Below are 21,843 nucleotides of genomic sequence, written 5' to 3'. Positions count from 1 at the left end.
GCGCGCGGGAGGGTGAAAGTTCGCTCCCGCAGCTAGGGGCGAATGCGACGATGCGGCGACGTGTGCACGGGGTCTATGCCCTCCCGGCACGATGCCGCCAGTGATATGTCGACGCGTATGTATGCCCTCGCGTGTCCATGACCCGGCGCCGATGGCGCGCAGCCCCCGCGCCATCCGGCACCACCATCCCAGCACGCCGACGCCGTCGATGCAATAGCTGTTCCTCGATGTGCGCGATGCCGGCTCGCGTCGGCCGGTGCCCGCCAATACCGTGGCGTGCACGCCCGGCGGCAGATCGCTGTGCCAGCCTGGGCGGCAGCGGACGCCGACGGAAGGGACCGGAATGGGATACGCGGTGGTGCTCGGTGAGGCGCTCGTCGACCTGCTCGACACCGAGAGCGACGGCGAGCCCGTCTTCCGGCAGGCCGTCGGCGGCGGCCCGCTGAACGTGGCCGTCGGCATCGCCCGGCTCGGCGGCGCGGTGCAGTTCGTCGGCTCGCTCGGCGACGACGTGTTGGCCGGACGGATCCGTGACCTGCTGGCCGCCGAGCGGGTCGGTACGGTCGGGACCCGCACCGCCCCGGTGCCGACCACGTTGGCCGTCACCACCTTCGCCGGCCCCGAACCGGACTTCCGTTTCTACGGCGACCCGCCCTCCTACGCGCTGCTCACCGCCGACGACGTCGACGCGGCGCTGGTCGAGGGCGCCGACGTGCTCTACTGCGGGTCGATCGTGCTGCTGGAGCCGGCCACCCTGGCCGCCGCCCGTCGGGCCTGGTCGCTGGCGTCCGGGCTGCGGGTGTTCGACCCCAACGTCCGTCCCCGGCTGCTGGACGGTCCGCAGGCGCTGACCGAGCTGCGCGGGGTGGTCGCCGAGTTCGCCGCCGGGGCGCACCTGGTCAAGCTGAGCGCCGCCGACGCGGAGCTGCTCTACCCGGGCGAGCCGGTGGAGTCGGTGGCGGCGTACCTGCGCGAGGTGGGGGCGGGCACCGTCGTGGTCACCCTGGGCCCCGAGGGCGCGGTGGTCGCCGCCGCCGGCGCCGATCCGGTACGCGTGCCCGCGCCGAGGGTGGACGCCGTCGACGCCACCGGCGCGGGCGACTCGGTGATGGCCGCGCTCGTCGCGGACCTGCTCGTCGGCGGCGAGCCCACCGAACCGGGCGGCTGGATCGAGCGGGTGGCGTTCGCGCTGCGGGTCGCCGGGCTCGTCTGCGAACGGCCGGGCGGGGCCGTGGCCATGCCGACCCGGGCGCAGGTGCGCGAGCGCTTCGCCGACTGAGGGTGCCGGATCAGGCGGTGCCGTCCAGCTCGGCGTAGCCGCGGCGGGCCGCGATCAGCGCCGGACGGGCCGGGAAGGGTGCCTCGGCGGCGACCCGCTCCGGCGGCGCGCCGCCGGTGTGCCCGGCCCGGATCAGCCAGGCCAGCTCGGCCAGTTGGGCGTGCTGTGCCCGGACGAACCCGGCGTCGACCGGCTCACCGTGCCCGGGCACCACCACCGTCGCCGGGGTGGTCCACCGCAACAGCTCGGCCACCGCGTCGGGCCACTGCAACGGGAAGGAGTCCTCGAACGCCGGTGGGCCGGACTGCTCCACCAGGTCACCGGCGACCAGCACGTCGGCGTCGGGCACCTGCACCACCAGGTCGGCGTCGGTGTGGCCGCGCCCGGGGTGCCGCAGCACCACCTGCCGGCCGCCGACGTCGAGGGCTGCCTCGGTCCGGACCGTACGGGTGGGGGCCAGCAGCGGCGTGTCGGCCAGTTCGGCGGCCAGCTCCGGATGCTCGTCGCGCAGTTCCGCGTACGCCTGGCGGCGCAGCCCGTCCGGGTCGCCGCGCATCGCCTCGGCGGCGAGGTCGTGTGCCCACACCGGGCGGGGCGGGTCGGCGGCGAACGTGGCGTTGCCGAACCAGTGGTCGTAGTGGTGGTGGGTGTTGACGACCGTCAGCGGATCACCGGTGACCGCCCGTACGGCGGCGGCCAGTTCGGCGGCCTGCCGCGCGCTGGAGAGCGTGTCGACCAGCAGCGCCTCGCCGGCACCGCAGACCAGCGTGACGTTGACCGCGAGCAGGGGCTCGCGCAGCACGTGCACCCGGTCGGCGACCTCGACGAAATGGACGGTCATGACGGTCGGCCGGCGCGTTCGACGAACCGCTGCCGGTCGACCACCACCCGTTCCACCCGGCCTTCGGCCACCCGCTGCCCGCCCTCGGTCACCTCGACGTCGAAGACCAGCCGGCGCCGGTCGACCGTGGTGAGGCTGGCCTGCGCCACCACCGTACGGCCCACCGGCGTGGCGGCCAGGTGCGTCAACTCGACCCGGGTGCCCACGCTGGTAGAGCCGGCGGGCAGGTGGGGCGCGCTCGCCGCCACCGTCGCCGCCTCGGCCAGCGCCACCACCCGAGGGGTGCCGAGCACCGGCACGTCACCGGAGCCGACCGCCTCGGCGGTGTCGGCGTCGGTGACGGTCAACTCGACCCGGGCGGACAGACCCGGCGTCAGGGCGAGATCCGACTGCGCCTGCATGGCCACAGCGTAGGGGCTCGCCGCGTCCTCGGCGACGCGTGCCGCCGGAAGGCCCCCGTCCGGCTCCGCTTCGCCGCGCCGACGGCGGTGCCGACACGGCGGGGCGGCACGCAGGTGGTCCTGCGTGGGATGCCTCAGGGTGCGCCGTTAACCTTGTCCGCGATGTCTGCCGTGACCGACCCCCAGCCCCCGGCCCCGACCGAGCCGTCCGCCTCGCCCGACGGCGGTCGCCGCCGCGTGATCGCGATGTCGGTGTGGAGCGTCGCCTTCGTGGCGGGCTGGCTCGTCATCGGCCTGCCCACCGACCCGATGTACGCGTTCTTCTGGATCTGGGCGGGGACCATCGCCTGGAACTCCGCCCGCCCGTGGCGCAGTCACCTGCGCTTCGCCCGGGACTGGGTGCCGGTGGTGCTGCTGCTGGTCGCCTACAACCTGTCCCGGGGCTTCGCCTATCACGACGGGACGGTCCCGCACGCGTACGAGCTGATCCTGGCGGACCGGTGGATGTTCGGCTGGGCGATGGACGGCCAGGTGCCCACCGTCTGGTTGCAGCAGCATCTCTACCACCCCGAGGTGCGGTGGTGGGACGTCCTGGTCAGCTGGGTGTACTTCTCGCACTTCGTGGCGGCGCTGGCCGCCGCCACCGTGCTCTGGATGCGGGAACGCAGCCGGTGGGCGGCCTTCATGCGGCGCTGGTTCTTCCTCTGCGCCACCGGCCTGGTCACCTACTTCCTGTACCCGGCCGCGCCGCCGTGGTGGGCGGCGCAGAACGGGCTGATCGAGGAGGTCGCCCGGATCTCCACCCGTGGTTGGCGGGCGTTCGGCATGCACGGCGCCGGTAACCTGCTCAACGCCGGCCAGCTCGCCTCGAACCCGGTGGCCGCGATGCCGTCGCTGCACACCGCCTTCGCGCTGTTCGTGGTGCTGTTCTTCATGAACAGCGTCCGACGCCGGTGGTGGCCGCTGCTGCTGGCGTACCCGTTGGCGATGACCTTCACCCTGGTCTACAGCGGCGAGCACTACGTGATCGACGTGCTGGTCGGTTGGGCGTACGTCGGGATGACCTTCCTGGCGGTTGGCGCGGCCGAGCGGTGGTGGGCCCGGCGCAAGGCCCGCCGGGCCGCCACCGACCCACCCCCGGACGACCGGGACGCTCCGGCCGAACCACCGGTGGTCCCGGCCACCCGCTGACCGGCGGCGGTCAGCCGCTACGGGCGGCCTGGCCCCGGGCGGTCAGCTCGGCCGCCAGCGCCCAGGCGTCGGCGAGGTCACGGTCGACGGCCGCCGCACCGGCCCCACCGGCGGTGTCCACGTGCACGGTCGCCAGACCGAGCAGCCGCTGGATCGGGCCCTGCACCACCCGGACGCTCTGGAACCGGGCGAACGGCACCATGGTCAATTGACGGGTGAGCAGCCCGGACCGGACGGCGAAGACCTCGTCGGTCAGTCCGGCGCCGAGCACCTGACGGCTCAGCGGGTTCACCCAGCGGGCCCGGCTCGGCGGCGGGACCAGCGGCAACGACGCCAGGGTGACCCCGGGCAGCACCTCGGCGAGGATCGTCTCCCCGGTCGCCAGGTCCCCGACCGGCAGCAGCCGGTCCGGCCGGTTGCGCTGGTCGGGCTCGCCCGCCGCGTAGCCCGCCACCTCCAGGCGCATCCGCAGCCAGCCCTTCATCCGCCAGAGCAGCGGCCAGGTCATCCCCACCGTCTGCACCCGGTGCAGCGGCACCGTCTGCACCCGCGTCTCCAGCAGGCCGTTGCGGATGCGCAGCCGGTCGGCGTCCCGCGCGAGCTGGAACCGCCAGTCGTCGAGCACCCGACGAACGGGTTGCAGCAGGATGCCCGCCATCGCGGTCAGCGTGCTCGCCACCGCGATGAACGACCACGATCCCTCCGACAGGAACTGCACGGTGACGAAGGCCACGCCGAGCGGCAGCAGGAACGCCTGCGGCGTCAGCAACTGGCTGATCAGCAGGTCCCGGTTCTCGACCGCGTGCAACGGCCGTCCCGGCGGAGGGCCGGCCGCCTCGCCGGCCGTCGTCTCCGGCTGCTGATCCGCCGGCCCGCCCGGCACCGCCGCGCCCGTGCGGGCCTGAGCGACGGCCGGCCCGCCCGCGAGCGCCAGCAGCCGCTGGCGCAACACCGACGCCTCGGCCACGCTGAGGTACGCCAGCGGCGCCTCCGTCTTGCCGCCCCCGACCACTTCGAGCCGTAGTTCGGCCAGGCCGGTGAGCTGGGCCAGCAGCGGGCGGACCACCTCGACGGCCTGGAGCCGTTCCAGCGGGATGGCTCGGGTCCGCCGCCAGAGCAGCCCCTCGTGGATGCGCAGTTCCCGGCCCACCACCTGGTAGCCGGTGTAGTACCAACTGATCACGGCCAGCACGGTGGCGCCGAGCGCGAGCACGATCACCATGGCCACGAACCACCCGAACCCGACCCGGGACAGCGTCGACCAGGACAGTCCGGCGATGACCACGGCCAACGACTTCGCGCCGTGCAGCGCCGGGCTCAGCGGATGCAGCCGCTGCCGCTCCTGCGCCGCGTCCGGCGACCCGCCGGGCGGGTACCCCGGCCCGACGGGATACGGCGGGTAGGGCGCGCCGTGCGGGTAGGGCGCTCCCGGCGGGTACGCCATCCCAGGCGGGTACGGCGCGCCCGGCTGGTACGGCCCACCGTGCGGGTGCGACGCGCCCGGCTGGTGCGGCCCGCCCTGCGGGTACGGCACCCCGGGCGGATACGGCGTGCCCGGTCGGTGGGGCGTCGCCGGTGGGAACGGCGTGCCGGGGGCGACCGGCGGGGCAGAGGGCGCGGGCCCAGCCGGTGGTCCGCCCTGGTTCTGCTCCGGTGGCGGTACCGCCGAGGTGTCCGTGTCGGGTGGTCCCGGATCGGTGACCGGTGGCGCCAGATCTCCCGTGCGGGGCTCGGGTCGGTCCGGTGCCGCCCCGACCGGGCCCGTCACAGCCCTTCCGCCCGGTCCTCGCCCAGCGCGGTGAGCCGGTCCCGCAGCCGGGACGCCTCGGCCGGACGCAGGCCCGGCACCCGGGCGTCGCTGGCCGCCGCCGCGGTGTGCAACTGCACGGTCGCCAGGTCGAACGCCCGCTCCAACGGGCCGGCGCTGACGTCGACGAACTGCATCCGGGAGTACGGGACGATGGAGAGGCGGCGCACCAACAGCCCGTGCCGGACCAGGAGATCGTCCTCACGTTCGGCGTAGCCCCAGGCGCGTACCGCGCGGACGATGGTCACCGCCCGCCAGACCGCGAACAGCAGCACGGCACCGAGCGCCGCGCCGAACGGCCAGGTGCCGCTGAGCGCCCAGCCGATGCCGATGCCCGCCGAGACGACGACCACCACGGCCGACAGGCGCAGCAGTTCCACCCAGATCAGATCGGACGAGATCGACTGCCACCGTACGGTGTCCGGCCAGGGCTCCAGCGGACCGGACGACACCGAGGCGTTCGGGGCGTCATCGCTCACTGAGCTGATCTTTCGTTCGCGGCTGCGGGGCTCGCAAGCTCACTCCTCGCGCTCACCATGAAAGTCCGTTGTACGCGTTCACTCTTCGAGCGTAGGCGATCCCGGGAGCGGGGTGACCTCCCGCAGGAAGCCCCGCGCGGTGAGGAAGTCACCGAGAGAGGTGCGGTGGAGTTCGCAGGCGAGCCAGGTCTTGCGCCGCTCCGGCGTGTGCAGGCGGGGATTGTTCCAGCGCAGTGCCCACCCGGCGGGGGCGCGACACCCTCGGGCCGAACAGATCAGCGCCTCGACGGGAGTGTCGGAATCGTCCATCGCACCCAGTCTAGGGCGAGGGAAAAGATTGAGCGCCGGGCGGCCACGGGGGAAGCCGCCCGGCGACGGAAGAATGGTACACACGCGGGGGCGGCATCTGTCCACTGGCGATCGGCGATTCGCCTGGCGCGCAACGGCGTGGCGGAAATCGGTCGCTCCCCCAGTCGGTACTCAGTCGGGCATGCGAGGCTTGGTGACGCACACGCCGCAACGACCGAGCACGCTGTGGAGGACCGGTGGCCCAGCCGACCACGCCCGACGCTCCGACGCCGAACGGGGCAACGCCCTCGGCGGTCTCTTCGCCGACCACTCCGGCGCAGGACGCCACGCTGCTGGAGCGGGCGCTGTTCGAGATCAAGCGGGTGATCGTCGGGCAGGACCGGATGGTCGAACGGATGTTCGTGGCGCTGCTCGCCCGAGGGCACTGCCTGCTGGAGGGCGTACCCGGGGTGGCCAAGACGCTCGCGGTGGAGACGCTCGCCCGGGTGGTCGGCGGGTCGTTCGCCCGGGTGCAGTTCACCCCGGACCTGGTGCCGGCCGACATCATGGGCACCCGGATCTATCGGCAGTCCAGCGAGAAGTTCGACGTCGAGCTGGGTCCGGTGTTCGTCAACTTCCTGCTCGCCGACGAGATCAACCGGGCACCGGCCAAGGTGCAGTCGGCGCTGCTGGAGGTGATGAGCGAACGTCAGGTCTCGATCGGCGGCGAGACGCACCGGGTGCCCAACCCGTTCCTGGTGATGGCGACGCAGAACCCGATCGAGCAGGAGGGCGTCTACCCGCTGCCGGAGGCGCAGCGGGACCGGTTCCTCATGAAGATCGTCGTGGGCTATCCCACCGACGCCGAGGAGCGGGAGATCGTCTACCGGATGGGGGTGGCCCCGCCCGAGCCCACCGCGGTCTTCGACACCGCGGACCTGATCGCCCTGCAGCAGAAGGCGGACCAGGTCTTCGTACACAATGCGTTGGTCGACTACGCGGTCCGGTTGGTGCTGGCCACCCGTACGCCGGCCGAGCACGGCATGCCCGACGTGGCGCAACTGATCCAGTACGGTGCCAGCCCACGGGCCTCGCTCGGGCTGGTCCGGGCGACCCGGGCGCTGGCGCTGCTGCGTGGCCGGGACTACGCCCTTCCGCAGGACGTGCAGGACATCGCGCCGGACATCCTGCGTCACCGACTGGTCCTCAGCTATGACGCGCTCGCCGACGACGTGCCGGCCGACCACGTGGTGCACCGGGTGATGTCGACCATCCCGCTGCCGTCGGTGGCGCCCCGGCAGCAGGCCACGCCACCGGGTCCGGTGGCGCCGACCTCAGGGTGGCCCGGGCAGCGGCCGTGACCCCGAGCACCCCTTCCCCCCAGCAGTCACCGAACGCGGCGGACAATCGCTCCGGCGCGGTGCTGTCCCGGTTGCAGCTGATGGTCACCCGGAAGCTGGACGGGCTGTTGCAGGGCGACTACGCCGGTCTGCTGCCCGGCCCGGGCAGCGAGGCGGGGGAGTCGCGGGAGTACCGACCCGGTGACGACGTCCGGCGGATGGACTGGCCGGTGACCGCGCGGACCACCACCGCGCACGTGCGGCGTACGGTGGCCGACCGGGAGTTGGAGACGTGGCTCGCGGTGGACCTGTCGGCCAGCCTGGACTTCGGCACCGGCCGGTGGCTCAAGCGGGACGTGGTGGTGGCCGCGGCGGCGGCGATCACACACCTGACCGTGCGCGGCGGCAACCGGATCGGGGCGGTGGTGGGTAGCGGTGGTGAGCGTCCCGCCGCCCGGCGGGGCTGGCGGGCGACGCCCGAACCGCCCGGGCCGGGGCGTCTGGTCCGGCTGCCCGCCCGGTCCGGGCGCAAGGAGGCGCAGGGCATGTTGCGGGCCATCGCCGGTACCCCGATCCAGCCGGGCCGGGGTGACCTCGGTGCGTTGATCGAGATGCTCAACCGCCCGCCCCGGCGGCGCGGGGTCGCGGTGGTCGTCTCCGACTTCCTCGCCCCGCCGGCCCAGTGGGCCCGGCCGCTGCGCAAGCTGCGGGTACGCCACGACGTGCTGGCGATCGAGGTGGTCGACCCGCGTGAGCTGGAGTTGCCCGACGTGGGGGTGCTGCCGGTGGTCGACCCGGAGACCGGGGAGTTGCACGAGGTGCAGACCGCCGACCCGAGCCTGCGGCACCGCTACGCGGCGGCGGCCGCCGCCCAGCGGGCCGAGATCTCCGCCGCGATGCGCGCGGCCGGCGCCGCACACCTGCGCCTACGTACGGACCGAGACTGGCTGCTGGACATGGTGCGTTTCGTGGCCGCCCAGCGGCACGCCCGCACCCGGGGGACGACGCGATGATTCGACTGCTCCAACCGTGGTGGCTGCTGGCCGTGCTGCCGGTGCTGGCCCTCGCCGCGCTGTACGTGTGGCGGCAGTTGCGCCGCCGCGAGTACGCGATGCGGTTCACCAACGTCGACCTGCTGCGGACCGTGGCGCCGAAGGGGCTGGGCTGGCGGCGGCACGTGCCGGCGACCGCGTTCCTGCTCGCGTTGCTGGTGCTGGCCGGTGCGCTGGCCCGTCCGGCGGTGGACACCCGGGAGCCGCTGGAACGGGCCACCATCATGCTCGCCATCGACGTGTCGTTGTCGATGCAGGCGGACGACGTGGCGCCCAGTCGACTGGAGGCCGCGCAGGAGGCGGCCAAGCAGTTCGTGGGGGAGTTGCCCGAGACCTACAACGTCGGGTTGGTGTCGTTCGCCAAGTCGGCCAACGTGCTGGTGCCGCCGACGAAGGACCGCCCGGCGGTGACCAGCGCCATCGACGGGCTGGTGCTGGCCGAGGCGACCGCGACCGGTGAGGCGGTCTTCACCTGCCTGGAGGCGATCCGCTCGGTGCCGGCCGACGGTGCGGCGGGTATCCCGCCGGCCCGGATCGTGCTGCTCTCCGACGGCTTCCGGACGGCCGGTCGGTCGGTGGAGGAGGCGGCTGCGGCGGCGCAGGCGGCGAACGTGCCGGTCTCCACCATCGCCTTCGGCACCGACACCGGGCACGTGGACATCGGTGGGCAGTTGCAGCGGGTGCCGGTGGACCGGATGGCGTTGGCCGAGTTGGCCGAGACGACCGAGGGCTACTTCTACGAGGCGGCCACGGTCAACGAGCTCAAGCAGGTGTACCAGGACATGGGCAGCTCGATCGGTTTCCGGACCGAGGCGCGGGAGATCACCCAGTGGTATGCCGGCATCGCCCTGCTGCTGGCGCTCTGTGCCGGGGCGTTCAGTCTGCTCTGGTCGTCCCGGATGCTCTGACCGGTGCGGCCGTGCGCGGGGTCAGTGGGTGCTGCTGGCCAGCACGAAGAGCACGGCCACCCAGACGGCGGCGAGGGTGAAGCCCAGCGGGGCGACGTAACGGCTCATGGAACGCTCCGGGTGGCGACGGCGGTCCGGGCGGGGTGGACCGCGTGGGGGTGGATCGAGGAGGCGCACACGAAGTCGTGACCGAACGGCTTCCGGTCGCACCCGCGCGTTCCGTCGCCCCGGCGGGTGGGCCGGGCGGTGGCGCAGGGGGTGCGTGGGGAGCGGTGCCAGCTCAGGCGGAGCGGTGCTCAGCGTGACTGGCGGTCGGCCCGGCCACGACTGGGAGGATCGCTATCTCGCACAGCGATCACCTCCTGCGGTCGGGGTCCGGACGAGCGGTGCCGTCGGGCGGCCCGCAAACGCGATGATCGTACACCCGTGGTGGCGTACCGGCCCACTCGGCCGACCGGCCCTGCGGGCCCGGCCGTTCATCGGCGCGGACGGTGCCGGTGCCGGGCGGGGCGGGTTAGTGATTACCGTGCGGTAGCGCCTAGTCTCCAACCCGCAGCGATCTTCCGGAGAGGACCCCACCGTGTCTCGAACTGTGCTGGTTACCGGCGGCAACCGCGGAATCGGTCTGGCCATCGCCCAGGCGTTCGCCAAGCAGGGCGACCGGGTGGCGATCACCCACCGGGGCAGCGGGGCACCGGAGGGGCTGTTCGGTGTGCGGTGCGACATCACCGACGCCGAGTCGGTCGACGCCGCGTTCAGCGCGGTCGAGGCGGAGCTGGGGCCGGTGGAGGTGCTGGTCGCCAACGCCGGGATCACCGACGACACGCTGCTGCTGCGGATGTCCGAGGAGCAGTTCACCCGGGTGCTGGACACCAACCTGACCGGTGCGTACCGCTGCGCCAAGCGCGCCTCGGGGAAGATGCTGCGGGCCAAGTGGGGACGCATGATCTTCGTGTCCTCGGTGGTCGGCCTCTCCGGCGGCGCCGGTCAGGTCAACTACGCGGCCAGCAAGGCCGGCCTGGTCGGGGTGGCCCGCTCGATCACCCGGGAGTTGGGCACCCGGAACATCACCGCCAACGTCGTCGCGCCCGGCTTCATCGAGACCGACATGACCGCGGTGCTGACCGCGGAGCGCAAGGCGGAGATCCTCAAGTCGATCCCGGCCGGCCGGATGGCCGCGCCGGACGAGGTCGCCGCGGTGGTCACCTGGCTGGCCGGTGACGGCGCCGGGTACGTCTCCGGTGCGGTCATCCCGGTCGACGGCGGCCTCGGTATGGGCCACTGATCCTGAGCACGGAGGAATGAGCGTAATGTCCGGACTGCTGGCCGGTAAGCGGCTGCTCGTCACCGGCGTCATCACCGACGCCTCCATCGCCTTCTCGGTGGCGAAGCTCGCCCAGGAGAACGGCGGGCAGGTCGTGCTCACCGGGTACGGCCGCCTCTCGCTGGTGGAGCGGATCGCCAGGCGGCTGCCCGAGCCGGCACCCGTCATCGAGCTGGACGTGACCAACCCCGAGCACCTGGCCGGGCTGGCCGACAAGGTCCGGGAGCACGTCGACGGGCTCGACGGAGTGGTGCACTCGATCGGGTTCGCCCCGCAGAGCTGCCTCGGCGGCGGCTTCCTCGACGCCTCCTGGGAGGACGTGGCGACCGCGCTGCACGTCTCCACGTACTCGTACAAGTCGCTCGCGACGGCGGCGCTGCCGCTGATGTCGCCGGGCGGCGCGGTGGTCGGCCTGACCTTCGACGCGACCCAGGCGTGGCCGGTCTACGACTGGATGGGCGTGGCCAAGGCCGGGCTGGAGTCCGCCTCCCGCTACCTCGCCCTGCACCTGGGCAAGCAGGGCATCCGCAGCAACCTGGTCTCCGCCGGGCCGCTGCGCACCATGGCCGCCAAGTCGATCCCCGGCTTCGAGCAGTTCGAGGACGCCTGGTCCGAGCGGGCCCCGCTGGGCTGGAACCTGGCCGACCAGGAACCGGCCGCGCGCGCCTGCCTGGCGCTGCTGTCCGACTGGTTCCCGGCCACCACCGGCGAGATCGTGCACGTCGACGGCGGCTACCACGCCATCGGCGCCTAGAGATGTAGGAGGGGTCCCCTGCTAACGCCTCAGGTATAGCAGGGGACCCCTCCTAACATCCGGGACCCGGGGGCGTTACCGACCGGACCCGGGGGCGTTGCCGGGGCGCCGCCGGCCACCGGCAAGAATGGGCCCATGGCGTACGACGCGGTGGTCCTGCTCTCCTTCGGCGGCCCGGAGGGGCCGGACGACGTGCTGCCCTTCCTGCAGAACGTGACCCGGGGGCGGGGTGTGCCGCCGGAGCGGCTGGCCGAGGTGGCCGAGCACTACCAGCACTTCGGTGGGGTGTCCCCGATCAACCAGCAGTGCCGGGACCTGCTCGCCGCGATCCGCGCGGACTTCGCCGCCCACGACCTCGACCTGCCCGTCTACTGGGGCAACCGGAACTGGCACCCGATGCTCGCCGACACCGTGGCGCAGATGCGCGACGACGGCGTACGGCGGGCGCTGGCGTTCGTCACCAGCGCCTACGGCGGCTACTCCTCCTGTCGGCAGTACCAGGAGGACGTCACCGCCGCGCGGGCGGCGGTCGGTGCCGACGCGCCGGTGATCGAGAAGCTGCGGCAGTTCTGGGACCATCCCGGTTTCGTCGAGCCGCACGTCGACGCGGTCCGCGAGGCGCTGACCCGGCTCGACCCGGCCCGGCGGGACAGCACCCGACTGGTCTTCACCGCCCACTCCGTGCCGATCTCGGCGGCCGACAGCGCCGGGCCGCACGGCGGCCGGTACACCGCACAGCTCGCCGAGACGGCGCGGCTGGTGCACGCCGCCGCGGCCCCGGACCTGCCGTACGACGTGGTCTGGCAGAGCCGCTCCGGCCCGCCGCACGTGCCGTGGCTGGAGCCGGACGTCAACGACCACCTGGCCACCCTCGCCGAGCAGGGTGCGACCGGGGTGGTGGTCAGCCCGATCGGGTTCGTCTCCGACCACCTGGAGGTGGTGTGGGATCTGGACACCGAGGCGCTGGACACCGCCAAGCAGCTCGGCCTGGACTTCGTCCGGGCCGCCACCCCCGGCGTCGACCCGCGCTACGTGGCCATGGTGCGGGACCTGGTGCGGGAGCGGATCGACCCGGACGGCGCGCAGCTGCGTCGTCGCCTCGGTGAGCTGCCGATGTGGGACACCTGCCCCACGGTCTGCTGCGTCCCGCCGCGCCGTCCGTCCTGACCGCACCGACGGCCCGACACCCCAGGGATGACGATCATGCATGACCGCAAGCCCGTGCAGAGTTGGCTCACCGACATGGACGGTGTGCTGGTGCACGAGGGGCAGCCCGTGCCGGGCGCGCCGGAGTTCGTCAACCGGCTGCGTGCCTCCGGCAAGCCGTTCCTGGTGCTGACCAACAACTCGATCTACACCCCGCGCGACCTCCAGGCCCGGCTCGCCCGGATGGGGCTGGACGTGCCGGAGCAGGCGATCTGGTCCTCCGCCCTGGCGACCGCCCAGTTCCTGGCCGATCAGCGGCCCGGTGGCACCGCGTACGTGATCGGGGAGGCCGGGCTGACCACGGCCCTGCACGCGGTGGGCTACGTGCTCAGCGACTTCGCGCCCGACTACGTGGTGCTGGGGGAGACCCGCACCTACAGCTTCGAGGCGATCACCAAGGCGATCCGGCTGATCGACGACGGGGCGCGGTTCATCTGCACCAACCCGGACGCCACCGGCCCGTCGATGGAGGGCGCGCTGCCGGCCGCCGGGTCGGTGGCCGCGATGATCTCGAAGGCGACCGGCGTGGAGCCGTACTTCGTCGGCAAGCCGAACCCGATGATGATGCGCTCGGCGTTGAACACGATCGACGCGCACTCGGAGAGCACCGCGATGATCGGCGATCGGATGGACACCGACATCCTCTGCGGCCTGGAGGCCGGCTTGGAGACGATCCTGGTGCTGACCGGGATCAGCACCCGCACCGAGGCGGAACGCTACCCGTACCGGCCGTCCCGGATCGTCGACTCGGTGGCCGACCTGATCGACGAGATCTGAGCCGGCGGGTCGGTCTCAGGGCCGCAGGGGAGCGTTGCAGGCGGCGACGAGGGCCTGCCGGCAGGCCGTGGTGAGCGGACGCAGTGCGGCGTCGCGCTGCTGGGCCTCGTGGTTGTTCACCGCGCCGCCCGGTGCCGCGTGCCCGGCCAGCGCGAGCACCCGGTCGAGCACGGCGGCGCGGGCGAACAGTCGGCGGGAGCGCGGGTCGAATCCGGGCGGCAGGTCGGTGGTGCCGTCGGGGCGGCGCAGCGCCTCCAGGGCGCCGGCCAGCTCGGGGCGCCACTGGGCCACGTCGAGCCGGGTGAGCGCCGCGGTGGTGTCGGCCAGGGCGGCGGCCAGTTCCGCCTCCGCCTCGGCGGCGCCGGGCAGGGTGAGCGACGCCGCCGGGGCGTTGGGCGGCAGCGGGTAGACCCGCCAGAGCACCGTCTCGAAGGTGTCCCCGGAGCCGGAGGTGTGCACCCGCACTTCAGGGATCAGGCCGAGCGCACCGGCGATCACCGCCTCGCCGGTCACCAGCGCGGCGCCGGCGAAGTCACCGGGGCCGGGCAGCCCGCGCGGGTCGCCGGGGGCCGGCAGCACCAGTCGGATCTCGTCCGGCGAGAGCTTGGCCAGGGTGGGCAGGGCGTCCCCCAGCGGCACATCGGTCCAGGTGCCGGGCGCGTCGGCGACGAGGTGCTCCTCGTCACCGGCGACTTCGTCAGCGACTTCGTCGAAGGGCACGAGCCCGGCGCGCCATGCGCGCACCCAGGCAACGAACCGGCTCGACCGGCGCGGCGCGAGGATGGCCGCACCCGCAGCGGGGGTGGACATGCGGAAAGAGTACGTGCTGACGCCCACCCCTGTCTCGGCTGCCGCGCGCCCGCCTCCCCGGCGCGTCGATCATGCGACTCTGCCACGTGATTTGTTAGTAGACGCGGCTTTTGCAGTGCATCGCACCCGGCGGGCCGGGGGAGGCGGCGGCGAGTCGGCGGCGGCGCGTGCGGGACCGGCGGTTAGCGTGATCGGATGGGGCGGCGGTATGGCGACGACGTGTTGGCGGGGGACTGGCGGCGGCGGAAGGTGACGCCGGAGGTCGACGCCGAACCGGATCTGGTGGTCGAGGACGCCGACTCGGGCTTCTGTGGAGCGGTGGTCGGCTTCGACTCCGGCGCGGTCGTGTTGGAGGACCGGCACGGCAAGCGGCGCAACTTCCCGTTGCTGCCGGCCGCGTTCCTGCTCGACGGTCGTCCGGTGACGCTGCGTCGACCGGCCCGCGCCCCGGTGCCGGCGGCGCGTCGGCGTACCGCGTCCGGCTCGGTGGCGGTGGACGGTGTCCGCGCCCGGGTCGCCCGGGCCAGCCGGATCTGGGTCGAGGGCGTCCACGATGCCGCGCTGGTGGAGCGGATCTGGGGTGACGACCTGCGGATCGAGGGCGTGGTGGTGGAGCCGCTGGAGGGCGTCGACGCGCTCGACGAACGGGTGCGGGAGTTCGGTCCCGGACCCGACCGCCGGCTCGGTGTCCTCGTCGACCACCTGGTGCCCGGCTCGAAGGAGAGCCGGATCGTGGCCCGGGTGAACTCCCCGCACGTGCTGGTCACCGGGCACCCCTACGTCGACGTGTGGCAGGCGGTGAAGCCGTCGGCGCTGGGTATCGCGGCATGGCCGGTGGTGCCGCCGGGACGCCCGTGGAAGGAGGGTGTCTGCGCCGCGCTCGGTGTCGCCGAACCGGCCGACATGTGGCGGCACATCCTGTCCCGGGTGAACACCTTCGCCGACGTGGAGACCCCACTGATCAACTCCATGGAACGCCTGATCGACTTCGTCACCGAGTGAGCCGGCCCGCCCCCGTCACGGGACGTCGTCGGGGGTGCGGGTGAAGAGGAACGTGGCGATGTCCAGGGCGACCGGGTGGCCGGCGGGGTCGCGGCGGACCCGCAGGACCTCGCCGATCTCCGCGCCGCTGTGCCCGCGCCAGCGGTCGGGGCCGTCCGGACGGTAGCGGCTGACCCGGTCGCCGCGCAGGGTGCCCACCAGGTCGCCGGTGCTGTGGTCCCAGGTCACGTCGAGCGCGGTGCCCATCCACCACCAACGGCCGGTCAGCGCCGCCACGTCGGCCGGGGGCGGGGCGTCGGCGGGTCGCCACGGCCGGACCGGTGCCGGCTCGGTGTCGAGCACCCGGTTCAGCACCTGGAGGCCGAGCGGACTGATGCCGCCGGTGCGGAAGCCGTACGAGTTGGCGAAGCCGACCAGACCGGTACGGCTGGACCGGTGCACCAGCAGCACGGCGACGTGGCCGGGCATCGAGCCGCCGTGCCCGACGTAGACGCGTTCGCCCTGGCGGGTGAGTTGGATGCCGAGGCCGTAGCCGCCCCGCCAGGAGTCGAGATCGCTGAGGAACACCGGGGCGCACATCTCGTCGAGGGTGTCCGGGGCGAGTACGGCGGGGTCGGGGTCGGCGAGGAACGCCGCCCAGCGGGCCAGGTCTTCCACGGTCGACCAGAGCTGCCCGGCCGGGGCCATCGCCCCGGTATCGGTCCGCGGCTCCTCGCGCAGGGTGTCGTGCCACGGGTGCACCACGTACCCGGGGGCGTACGGCGCGGTGGCGGCGTAGGTGGTGCGGTGCATGTCCAACGGCGTCAGGATCCGCTCCCGCACCAGCTGTGCCCATCCGGTGCCGGTGATCCGTTGCAGCGCGCCGCCGAGCAGGCCGAACGCCAGATTCGAGTAGTGGTGGGTGCGGTACGCGGGCAGCGCGATCTTCGGGGCGCCGAAGTCGGCCAGCAGGGTGTGCAGGTCGGCGCCCTCGCTCCGCTCCCACCAGGGACCGTCCGGCTCGCGTTGCAGCCCGCCCGCGTGCCCGAGCAACTGGCGCAGGGTGATCGGCCCGGCGGCCTCGGCCTCGGGCAGGTGCCGTCGCAGCGGATCGTCGAGCGCCAGCCGTCCGGCGTCGCGTTCCTGCATGATCAGCACGGCGGTCATGGTCTTGGTGATCGAGCCGATGCGGTATTGCAGGTCGGCGTGCGGCTGGGGATCTTCGCCGGCGGCGGCCAGGTGCGCCAGCGTGCCGTCCCGCACCACGCCGACGACCAGCGACGGCACGTGGCCGGCGGACTGCGCGTCGGCTACCAGGGCGTCGACGTGTCGTATCGTTTCCGGACGCAGGGACACGAAGGCTCCTTCGGGGGCGATGGTCAGGCGCCTCCGATCATGACAGTTCGATGACACGTGCATTGTCATGTCACGATCAGTACGTGGATGCCGTGCTGTGGATCGTGCTGGGTGTGGTACTAGCGGTCGCTGAGATCTTCACGGCGACCCTGTTCTTGATCATGTTTGCGGTCGGTGCGTTCGCCGCCGCAGGCGCCGCCGCGCTCGGAGCGCCGGTGGCGATACAGGCTGTCGTCTTCGCCGTGGTGTCGGCGCTGACCGTGCTCGCGGCGCGGCCGGTCATCCAGCGGCACAAGCAGACCGCGATGGAGACCGGCGAGACCGCCTTCGGGGTGGAGGCGATCGAGGGTTCGTCGGCCCTGGTGCTGGAGCAGGTCGACGCTGCTGCGGGCATGGTGAAGATCGACGGCGAGGTGTGGAGCGCGCGGGCCTACGACGCCACGCAGGTTTTGGCACCCGGTGAACGGGTGCAGGTTATTCAGGTCAAGGGAGCGGTAGCCCTGGTCTGGCGGGACGTTGCGGCGCCCGGCGAGCTACCCGAAGCGGAGAGGTGAACGGATGGAACTAGTCATACCCGTCCTTTTGATAGCATTTGCCCTGATCTCGGTGATCACCCTGGCGAAGTCGGTGCGGATCGTGCCGCAGCAGCGTCAGGACGTGGTCGAGCGGCTCGGCCGGTACAAGCGGACGCTCAACCCCGGGCTGAACATCCTGGTGCCCTTCGTCGACGCGGTGCGGACGAAGGTGGACATGCGCGAGCAGGTGGTCAGCTTCCCGCCGCAGCCCGTGATCACCTCGGACAACCTGGTCGTCTCGATCGACACCGTGCTCTACTTCAAGGTCGTCGACTCGGTCCGGGCCACCTACGAGATCTCCAACTTCCTCCAGGCGATCGAGCAGCTCACCGTCACCACGCTGCGGAACGTGATCGGTTCGCTCGACCTGGAGCGCGCGCTGACCAGCCGTGAGGAGATCAACCGGCACCTCTCCGGGGTGCTGGACGAGACCACCGGCCGGTGGGGCATCAAGGTGACCCGGGTGGAGATCAAGGCGATCGAGCCGCCGCCGAGCATCCGCGACTCCATGGAGAAGCAGATGCGCGCCGAGCGGGACCGCCGGGCCGCGATCCTGAACGCCGAGGGCCACAAGCAGTCGCAGATCCTCTCGGCCGAGGGTGAGAAGCAGGCGGCGGTGCTGCGCGCCGACGGTGACCGGCAGGCCCGCATCCTGCAGGCCGAGGGTCAGGCCAAGGCGGTCCGGACCGTGTTCGACGCCATCCACCAGGCCAACCCGAGCCAGAAGGTGCTGGCCTACCAGTACCTCCAGGCCCTGCCGCAGATCGCCAACGGCACGGCCAACAAGGTGTGGATCGTGCCGGCCGAACTGACCAAGGCCCTGGAGGGCATGGGCGGCGCGCTCGGCGGGCTGAACCAGATGGTCGGCGACGCACCCACCCAGCAGGCGTCCGCCGACGCCAGCGCGGTGGAGCGGGAGGCGGCCGAGGCCGCGCAGGCCGCCGCCCGGGCGGCCCAGGAGATCCACAACGAGGTACGCGTCGCCGAGGCGCAGGCCACCGGCGGCAAGGAGCCGCAGGGTCTGCCCGCGCCGGAGCCGGTCTCCCCGGGAAGTCTGCTCAACGACCCGGCCGACCAGCGCGAGCGAGGCTGATCCGGGACGGGTCCGGGCCGGGGTGACCCGGTCCGGGCCTGCGTCCGGGCAAATGCGAGAAATGCTCATGAGGCGCTCCGGTGCCTGCCACCATCGGTCCTAGGCGGGTGGTGACCAGGCATCGGGGCGCTTCGGCGTGTCCCGGCACCGCTCGTGGATGAGCGAGGTGACCGATGGATCCGCTGAAACGGCTGTGGTCCCCGCCGGAGGTACCCGGGGCACACGATCCCGCCGGGCCGCTCGGCACCCGACGGACCGGTGGGGGCTTCGGCGTCCTGCCCTTCGTCGACGATCCGGGACCACCCGGTCCGGCCACCAACGCGAGTTGGGCCTGGTCGCTGCGCCGCCTGGCCCGCGCCGCGGTCTGGCTGCTGCCCGCGTACGCGATCCTCTACGGCGCGGTGGCCATGGCCAGCGACGGCGGGGTGGGCAACGACCCGTACCCGGCCGACGGCCGCGCGGTGTACCTGATCGGTTGGGTCGCCGCCATCTGGCTCGGGCTGCTGGCCCTGCTCGGCCTGGCCGGCCTGCTCGCCGCCACCCGCAGTCGCCGCAGTGCCGTCGCCGGGCTGTTGGTCAGCATCGCCGGCACGGTGCTGATGCTGCCCTTCGCCGGGTTCGCCGAGGACACCCCGGTCTTCGGCGCCACCGCCCGGTCGCTGGTGCTGGTCGGTGCGACCTTCTACAGCGTCGGTTGGCTGCTCACCGGATGGGCGGTGGCGCGGTCGGGGATGTTCAGCATGGGTGACGGCACCATGCTGATGATCGCCAGTCCGCTGCTCGGTCTCGGTGGTGCACTGATCGGCTCCCTGCAGACCTTCGGGGCGATCTTCGTGCTGATCGCCGGCATCGGCATCGCCTACCGGTCCGGTCGGCTGCTGCCCCGGGAGATCCTGCGGGACGCCACCAGTGCCAGTGTCGCGACGGCGGGTCCGACCGGTCTGGGATCGGCGGGCCCGGGCGGGGCCGGACCGCTGGGCACGGCCTGACGACCCGGCCGCGGAACTCTGTCGGCTTCCGGACCGCCTGCCATACCACTCGACGGTGTCGGTGCCCACTTCGGCGGCTCGGGAGAAACACCTGATCGCCGTCGACGGGCGTGCCGGTGATCGCCGGCACTGTTCGGCCATTGTCGGGGCGGTCATTACGCCGAGGTGCACTCGATCGTCGCCGTGCCACCATGGGTGCTCATTTCCCAGGGCTGAGACATTCATGGAGCCGGTTTCGTGTCGACGTTTCCCCGATTGTCCGTGCTGTTGTGCGACACCGACGCGGGGAGGCTGTACCAGGAACTGACCCGAAGTCCCCTGGTGCGGCGTCTGGTGGTCGCCGGCAACCTGGACGCGGCGGCGCGGCACGCGACGGTCGACGACTTCGACGTGATCGTCCTCGATCCACTGTCGACGGGCCTGGTCGCCACCGGTGAGCTCGCCCTGGACCGGTCGGAGGACGGTGTCGCCGTCGTCCTGCACGTCGACCTGGCCGAGGTCGAGGCCCAGGCGTCGGTCTTCTATCACGGTGAGCGGGCGCGCCTGAAGGGCATGTTCACCCTGGACCGTCGGACCGCGCCGGCGGGGTTGGCCGCCGAGGCCAACGAGGTGCTGATCAAGTGTCAGGCGTTCCGGCTGCTCGCCGGGGACCGGATGCGGGCCGATCGGCTGCTCGACGAGGTGCGGGAGAGCGCGGCTCGTCCCGACGGGCCGGACCCGGCCGGCACCGTCTTCCTGTCCTGTTCGGACGATCGGGACGACGACTACGTACGCCTGCTGCGTGACCTGCTGGCCGGGCGGGGGTTCGCCGTGCGCAGCGGGCGGGACTGCGACAACGGCCAGGACGCGGCGGTGCTCGACGGTATCCGGGGCGCCGGGTACGTCGTCTCGCTGATGACGCGGGAGCGGCCCATCGACGGGACGGGCCGGCAGTACGCCACCCACGCCTGCCTCATCGAGGAGAAGGGTGCCGCGCTGGCCCTGGACAAACCGCTGGTGCTGTTGGTGGAGCAGGGCGTCGACGACGTCGGCGGGCTGTCCGGCGGCTGGCAACGCGTGCACCGTTTCACGCCGACGACGTTCGGCGCCGTGGCCCATGCCGCCGTGGCCGAGTTGGCCGCGTACGGCGGCGGGACGGAGTGAGGTCTCGTGAGAATTGCGGCCCGGGCCTCTCCATCCTCCGTTCGGCCCAATTCACGTCGGCTGATGGATTGATTCCCGGGTCCTGCTTCTGTGCTAATTGGATCGGCCGCTGAGTGGGCGTATTGCAGATTGCGAAATGGCAGCACTCCTAAAGGTGCGCGGAGTTGCGTCCGAACCCTATTGTTGAGCAATCGACGGTCGGCCCTGACCTCGTCGGAGGACGTTGTGGCAGAGGCGATACGCGCATGGGGCGTGCTGGGTGGTCCGTTGCCCGTTCGATCCGTCTCGCCGCTGGTCGACTCCCGGTCGGATTCCGCTCCTCGCACCGAGCTCCCCCGTTTCGAGTGCGAGCAGCATCGGCTGACTGCGATGGAGGCGATCCGGGCCGGCCGGGTCCCGCTCAAGTTCGCCTACGCCGGTAGCGCCGCCCACACCCACGACGCGTACGCCCGCTCGGCCGGCTACCTGAGCATGCTGGCCTCCGCGCGGCACGAGGCCGACGCCCTGATCGCCGCCGGGGTGGTGGCCGCCGGGGCGCTGGCCGTGGCCGAGATCGGTCCGGGCAACGGCGGTCGCAGTCGCGCCTTCCTGTCCCGCCTGGCCAGCCGGGGTCGGACCTGCCGGCGGTACCTGGCCCTCGACTTCAGCGAGACGCTGCTCGGGATCGCCTGCGACCGACTGACCCGCTTCGGCGGCGACCGGATGAGCGTTGACTCCCACGTGTGGGACATCGAGGCCGGCACCTCGCGCGGCGTGGAACGCTGGCGTACCGAGGCGGAGCCCGTCGTCGGCTGCCTGCTCGGCCACACGCTGGGCAACGTCGAGCAGCCCGCGACCGCGCTGGCGAACATCACCGCCGCGCTGCGCCCCGGCGACGTGCTGCTGCTCAGTGTCGCGGCAGGCCCGGCCGACGAGTCACCGCAGGACGTCCTCGCGCCCTACCGGTCGTCGCAGTTCCGCGCCGCCGCGCTGCAACCACTGCTCGCCGCCGGTCTGACCGACGCCGAGCTGGAGTTCGTGCTGAGCTGGCAGGACGGTGTGGTGATTGGCGAGGCGGTGCTGCGCCGATCGGTGGTGATGGGCGACCACCCACTGCCCGCCGGGCACCGCATCCGTTGCTTCCAGTCCCGAAGGTTCCGCCCCTCTGACGTCATCGGCGCCGTCAGGGAAGCGGGTTGGCAGGTCCGCGATGTCGTGTCCGCGCCGGGTGGCAGTCACCTGGTGGTCACGGCGTCGCTGCGGTGAGGGG

The 21,843-nt window shown here is 72.7% G+C and carries 23 protein-coding genes; 15 read left to right on the top strand and 8 right to left on the bottom strand.

Translation table 11 applies throughout. The features are described from left to right. Positions 1-343 precede the first annotated feature (343 nt). The gene (locus tag ACWDVW_RS20970) at positions 344-1,279 is read left to right on the top strand and encodes a carbohydrate kinase family protein (RefSeq protein WP_449951398.1); all 936 of its coding nucleotides are present in this window, start codon (positions 344-346) and stop codon (positions 1,277-1,279) included. 10 nt (positions 1,280-1,289) lie between these two features. Here ACWDVW_RS20970 and ACWDVW_RS20965 read toward each other — a convergent pair whose 3' ends face one another. Together ACWDVW_RS20965 and ACWDVW_RS20960 are read right to left on the bottom strand one after the other, a co-directional pair. Beyond that, entirely contained in the window at positions 1,290-2,120 is an 831-nt protein-coding gene (locus tag ACWDVW_RS20965) for an MBL fold metallo-hydrolase (protein WP_449951395.1), read from the bottom strand. Next, positions 2,117-2,521, bottom strand: a complete 405-nt coding sequence (locus ACWDVW_RS20960) for a thioesterase family protein (protein ID WP_449951392.1) — start codon at positions 2,519-2,521, stop codon at positions 2,117-2,119. The genes ACWDVW_RS20965 and ACWDVW_RS20960 overlap by 4 nt, the downstream gene beginning before the upstream one ends. Before the next feature lie 162 nt (positions 2,522-2,683). Here ACWDVW_RS20960 and ACWDVW_RS20955 point away from each other — a divergent pair, with 162 nt between their 5' ends. Beyond that, complete coding sequence (locus ACWDVW_RS20955; protein WP_449951389.1) at positions 2,684-3,712, top strand: phosphatase PAP2 family protein; 1,029 nt, start codon at positions 2,684-2,686, stop codon at positions 3,710-3,712. Between the two features lie 10 nt (positions 3,713-3,722). Here the strand turns inward: ACWDVW_RS20955 and ACWDVW_RS20950 are convergent, their stop codons facing one another. The 3 genes from ACWDVW_RS20950 to ACWDVW_RS20940 form a co-directional block, all read right to left on the bottom strand. Further along, positions 3,723-5,156, bottom strand: a complete 1,434-nt coding sequence (locus ACWDVW_RS20950) for a PH domain-containing protein (RefSeq protein ID WP_449951429.1) — start codon at positions 5,154-5,156, stop codon at positions 3,723-3,725. A gap of 320 nt (positions 5,157-5,476) precedes the next feature. Beyond that, positions 5,477-5,998: a PH domain-containing protein gene (locus ACWDVW_RS20945; protein ID WP_449951385.1), complete on the bottom strand. Its 522-nt coding sequence runs from the start codon at positions 5,996-5,998 to the stop codon at positions 5,477-5,479. A gap of 78 nt (positions 5,999-6,076) precedes the next feature. Next, positions 6,077-6,307, bottom strand: a complete 231-nt coding sequence (locus ACWDVW_RS20940) for a hypothetical protein (RefSeq protein WP_449951382.1) — start codon at positions 6,305-6,307, stop codon at positions 6,077-6,079. 236 nt (positions 6,308-6,543) lie between these two features. On the opposite strand from ACWDVW_RS20940, the gene ACWDVW_RS20935 reads away from it, so the two are divergent. Genes ACWDVW_RS20935 through ACWDVW_RS20925 form a run of 3 tightly spaced genes read left to right on the top strand, consistent with a single transcriptional unit; the run spans position 6,544 to position 9,586 of the window. Then, positions 6,544-7,647, top strand: a complete 1,104-nt coding sequence (locus ACWDVW_RS20935) for an AAA family ATPase (protein WP_396743076.1) — start codon at positions 6,544-6,546, stop codon at positions 7,645-7,647. After that, on the top strand, positions 7,626-8,639 hold the full coding sequence (locus ACWDVW_RS20930) for a DUF58 domain-containing protein (protein WP_449951379.1): 1,014 nt from the start codon (positions 7,626-7,628) through the stop codon (positions 8,637-8,639). The genes ACWDVW_RS20935 and ACWDVW_RS20930 overlap by 22 nt, the downstream gene beginning before the upstream one ends. Next, positions 8,636-9,586 (top strand): VWA domain-containing protein, encoded by a 951-nt coding sequence (locus ACWDVW_RS20925; protein WP_350696648.1) that lies wholly within the window; start codon positions 8,636-8,638, stop codon positions 9,584-9,586. The genes ACWDVW_RS20930 and ACWDVW_RS20925 overlap by 4 nt, the downstream gene beginning before the upstream one ends. A 21-nt stretch (positions 9,587-9,607) precedes the next feature. On the opposite strand, the gene ACWDVW_RS20920 is transcribed toward ACWDVW_RS20925, so the two are convergent. Beyond that, positions 9,608-9,763, bottom strand: coding sequence for a hypothetical protein (locus tag ACWDVW_RS20920; protein WP_161595013.1), 156 nt, complete (start codon positions 9,761-9,763; stop codon positions 9,608-9,610). Between the two features lie 403 nt (positions 9,764-10,166). On the opposite strand from ACWDVW_RS20920, the gene fabG reads away from it, so the two are divergent. From fabG to ACWDVW_RS20900, 4 genes are all read left to right on the top strand, one after another. Continuing rightward, positions 10,167-10,871 carry a 3-oxoacyl-ACP reductase FabG gene (gene fabG / locus ACWDVW_RS20915; protein WP_449951375.1) on the top strand — a complete coding sequence of 235 codons (705 nt, stop codon included), beginning with the start codon at positions 10,167-10,169 and terminating at the stop codon, positions 10,869-10,871. Positions 10,872-10,896: 25 nt separating this feature from the next. Further along, on the top strand, positions 10,897-11,664 hold the full coding sequence (gene fabI, locus ACWDVW_RS20910; protein WP_449951373.1) for an enoyl-ACP reductase FabI: 768 nt from the start codon (positions 10,897-10,899) through the stop codon (positions 11,662-11,664). Between the two features lie 135 nt (positions 11,665-11,799). Then, positions 11,800-12,831 (top strand): ferrochelatase, encoded by a 1,032-nt coding sequence (locus ACWDVW_RS20905; RefSeq protein ID WP_449951370.1) that lies wholly within the window; start codon positions 11,800-11,802, stop codon positions 12,829-12,831. 36 nt (positions 12,832-12,867) lie between these two features. After that, positions 12,868-13,647 carry an HAD-IIA family hydrolase gene (locus ACWDVW_RS20900; RefSeq protein ID WP_449951368.1) on the top strand — a complete coding sequence of 260 codons (780 nt, stop codon included), beginning with the start codon at positions 12,868-12,870 and terminating at the stop codon, positions 13,645-13,647. Positions 13,648-13,662: 15 nt separating this feature from the next. Here the strand turns inward: ACWDVW_RS20900 and ACWDVW_RS20895 are convergent, their stop codons facing one another. After that, on the bottom strand, positions 13,663-14,457 hold the full coding sequence (locus ACWDVW_RS20895; RefSeq protein ID WP_449951365.1) for a hypothetical protein: 795 nt from the start codon (positions 14,455-14,457) through the stop codon (positions 13,663-13,665). Between the two features lie 195 nt (positions 14,458-14,652). Here ACWDVW_RS20895 and ACWDVW_RS20890 point away from each other — a divergent pair, with 195 nt between their 5' ends. Then, the gene (locus ACWDVW_RS20890) at positions 14,653-15,459 is read left to right on the top strand and encodes a DUF3097 domain-containing protein (protein ID WP_449951363.1); all 807 of its coding nucleotides are present in this window, start codon (positions 14,653-14,655) and stop codon (positions 15,457-15,459) included. Between the two features lie 15 nt (positions 15,460-15,474). Here the strand turns inward: ACWDVW_RS20890 and ACWDVW_RS20885 are convergent, their stop codons facing one another. Beyond that, entirely contained in the window at positions 15,475-16,794 is a 1,320-nt protein-coding gene (locus ACWDVW_RS20885) for a serine hydrolase domain-containing protein (protein WP_449951360.1), read from the bottom strand. 83 nt (positions 16,795-16,877) lie between these two features. Here ACWDVW_RS20885 and ACWDVW_RS20880 point away from each other — a divergent pair, with 83 nt between their 5' ends. From ACWDVW_RS20880 to ACWDVW_RS20860, 5 genes are all read left to right on the top strand, one after another. Then, entirely contained in the window at positions 16,878-17,348 is a 471-nt protein-coding gene (locus ACWDVW_RS20880; protein WP_449951358.1) for an NfeD family protein, read from the top strand. A 4-nt stretch (positions 17,349-17,352) separates the two neighbouring features. Next, entirely contained in the window at positions 17,353-18,462 is a 1,110-nt protein-coding gene (locus ACWDVW_RS20875; RefSeq protein WP_357218385.1) for an SPFH domain-containing protein, read from the top strand. Positions 18,463-18,635: 173 nt separating this feature from the next. Continuing rightward, positions 18,636-19,451: a hypothetical protein gene (locus ACWDVW_RS20870; protein ID WP_449951355.1), complete on the top strand. Its 816-nt coding sequence runs from the start codon at positions 18,636-18,638 to the stop codon at positions 19,449-19,451. A 237-nt stretch (positions 19,452-19,688) separates the two neighbouring features. Continuing rightward, positions 19,689-20,594 (top strand): hypothetical protein, encoded by a 906-nt coding sequence (locus tag ACWDVW_RS20865; RefSeq protein ID WP_449951351.1) that lies wholly within the window; start codon positions 19,689-19,691, stop codon positions 20,592-20,594. Between the two features lie 369 nt (positions 20,595-20,963). Then, positions 20,964-21,839 carry an L-histidine N(alpha)-methyltransferase gene (locus ACWDVW_RS20860; protein WP_449951348.1) on the top strand — a complete coding sequence of 292 codons (876 nt, stop codon included), beginning with the start codon at positions 20,964-20,966 and terminating at the stop codon, positions 21,837-21,839. Positions 21,840-21,843: the final 4 nt, after the last annotated feature.

The sequence above is a fragment of the Micromonospora sp. NPDC003241 genome (assembly GCF_053589795.1).
Note: the sequence above shows the minus strand (reverse complement) of the source record. Positions and strands in the feature narration are given on the sequence as shown.

What these genes read in the sequence shown, in the direction of transcription:
- ACWDVW_RS20965 (WP_449951395.1), bottom strand. Translation starts at nt 2,120, where the DNA reads ATGACCGTCCATTTCGTCGAGGTCGCCGACCGGGTGCACGTGCTGCGC.
- fabI (WP_449951373.1), top strand. Translation starts at nt 10,897, where the DNA reads ATGTCCGGACTGCTGGCCGGTAAGCGGCTGCTCGTCACCGGCGTCATC.
- ACWDVW_RS20940 (WP_449951382.1), bottom strand. Translation starts at nt 6,307, where the DNA reads ATGGACGATTCCGACACTCCCGTCGAGGCGCTGATCTGTTCGGCCCGA.
- ACWDVW_RS20970 (WP_449951398.1), top strand. Translation starts at nt 344, where the DNA reads ATGGGATACGCGGTGGTGCTCGGTGAGGCGCTCGTCGACCTGCTCGAC.
- ACWDVW_RS20955 (WP_449951389.1), top strand. Translation starts at nt 2,684, where the DNA reads ATGTCTGCCGTGACCGACCCCCAGCCCCCGGCCCCGACCGAGCCGTCC.
- ACWDVW_RS20870 (WP_449951355.1), top strand. Translation starts at nt 18,636, where the DNA reads ATGGATCCGCTGAAACGGCTGTGGTCCCCGCCGGAGGTACCCGGGGCA.
- ACWDVW_RS20925 (WP_350696648.1), top strand. Translation starts at nt 8,636, where the DNA reads ATGATTCGACTGCTCCAACCGTGGTGGCTGCTGGCCGTGCTGCCGGTG.
- ACWDVW_RS20895 (WP_449951365.1), bottom strand. Translation starts at nt 14,457, where the DNA reads ATGTCCACCCCCGCTGCGGGTGCGGCCATCCTCGCGCCGCGCCGGTCG.
- ACWDVW_RS20900 (WP_449951368.1), top strand. Translation starts at nt 12,868, where the DNA reads ATGCATGACCGCAAGCCCGTGCAGAGTTGGCTCACCGACATGGACGGT.
- ACWDVW_RS20950 (WP_449951429.1), bottom strand. Translation starts at nt 5,156, where the DNA reads ATGGCGTACCCGCCGGGAGCGCCCTACCCGCACGGCGCGCCCTACCCG.
- ACWDVW_RS20960 (WP_449951392.1), bottom strand. Translation starts at nt 2,521, where the DNA reads ATGCAGGCGCAGTCGGATCTCGCCCTGACGCCGGGTCTGTCCGCCCGG.
- ACWDVW_RS20875 (WP_357218385.1), top strand. Translation starts at nt 17,353, where the DNA reads ATGGAACTAGTCATACCCGTCCTTTTGATAGCATTTGCCCTGATCTCG.
- ACWDVW_RS20890 (WP_449951363.1), top strand. Translation starts at nt 14,653, where the DNA reads ATGGGGCGGCGGTATGGCGACGACGTGTTGGCGGGGGACTGGCGGCGG.
- ACWDVW_RS20905 (WP_449951370.1), top strand. Translation starts at nt 11,800, where the DNA reads ATGGCGTACGACGCGGTGGTCCTGCTCTCCTTCGGCGGCCCGGAGGGG.
- ACWDVW_RS20860 (WP_449951348.1), top strand. Translation starts at nt 20,964, where the DNA reads ATGGAGGCGATCCGGGCCGGCCGGGTCCCGCTCAAGTTCGCCTACGCC.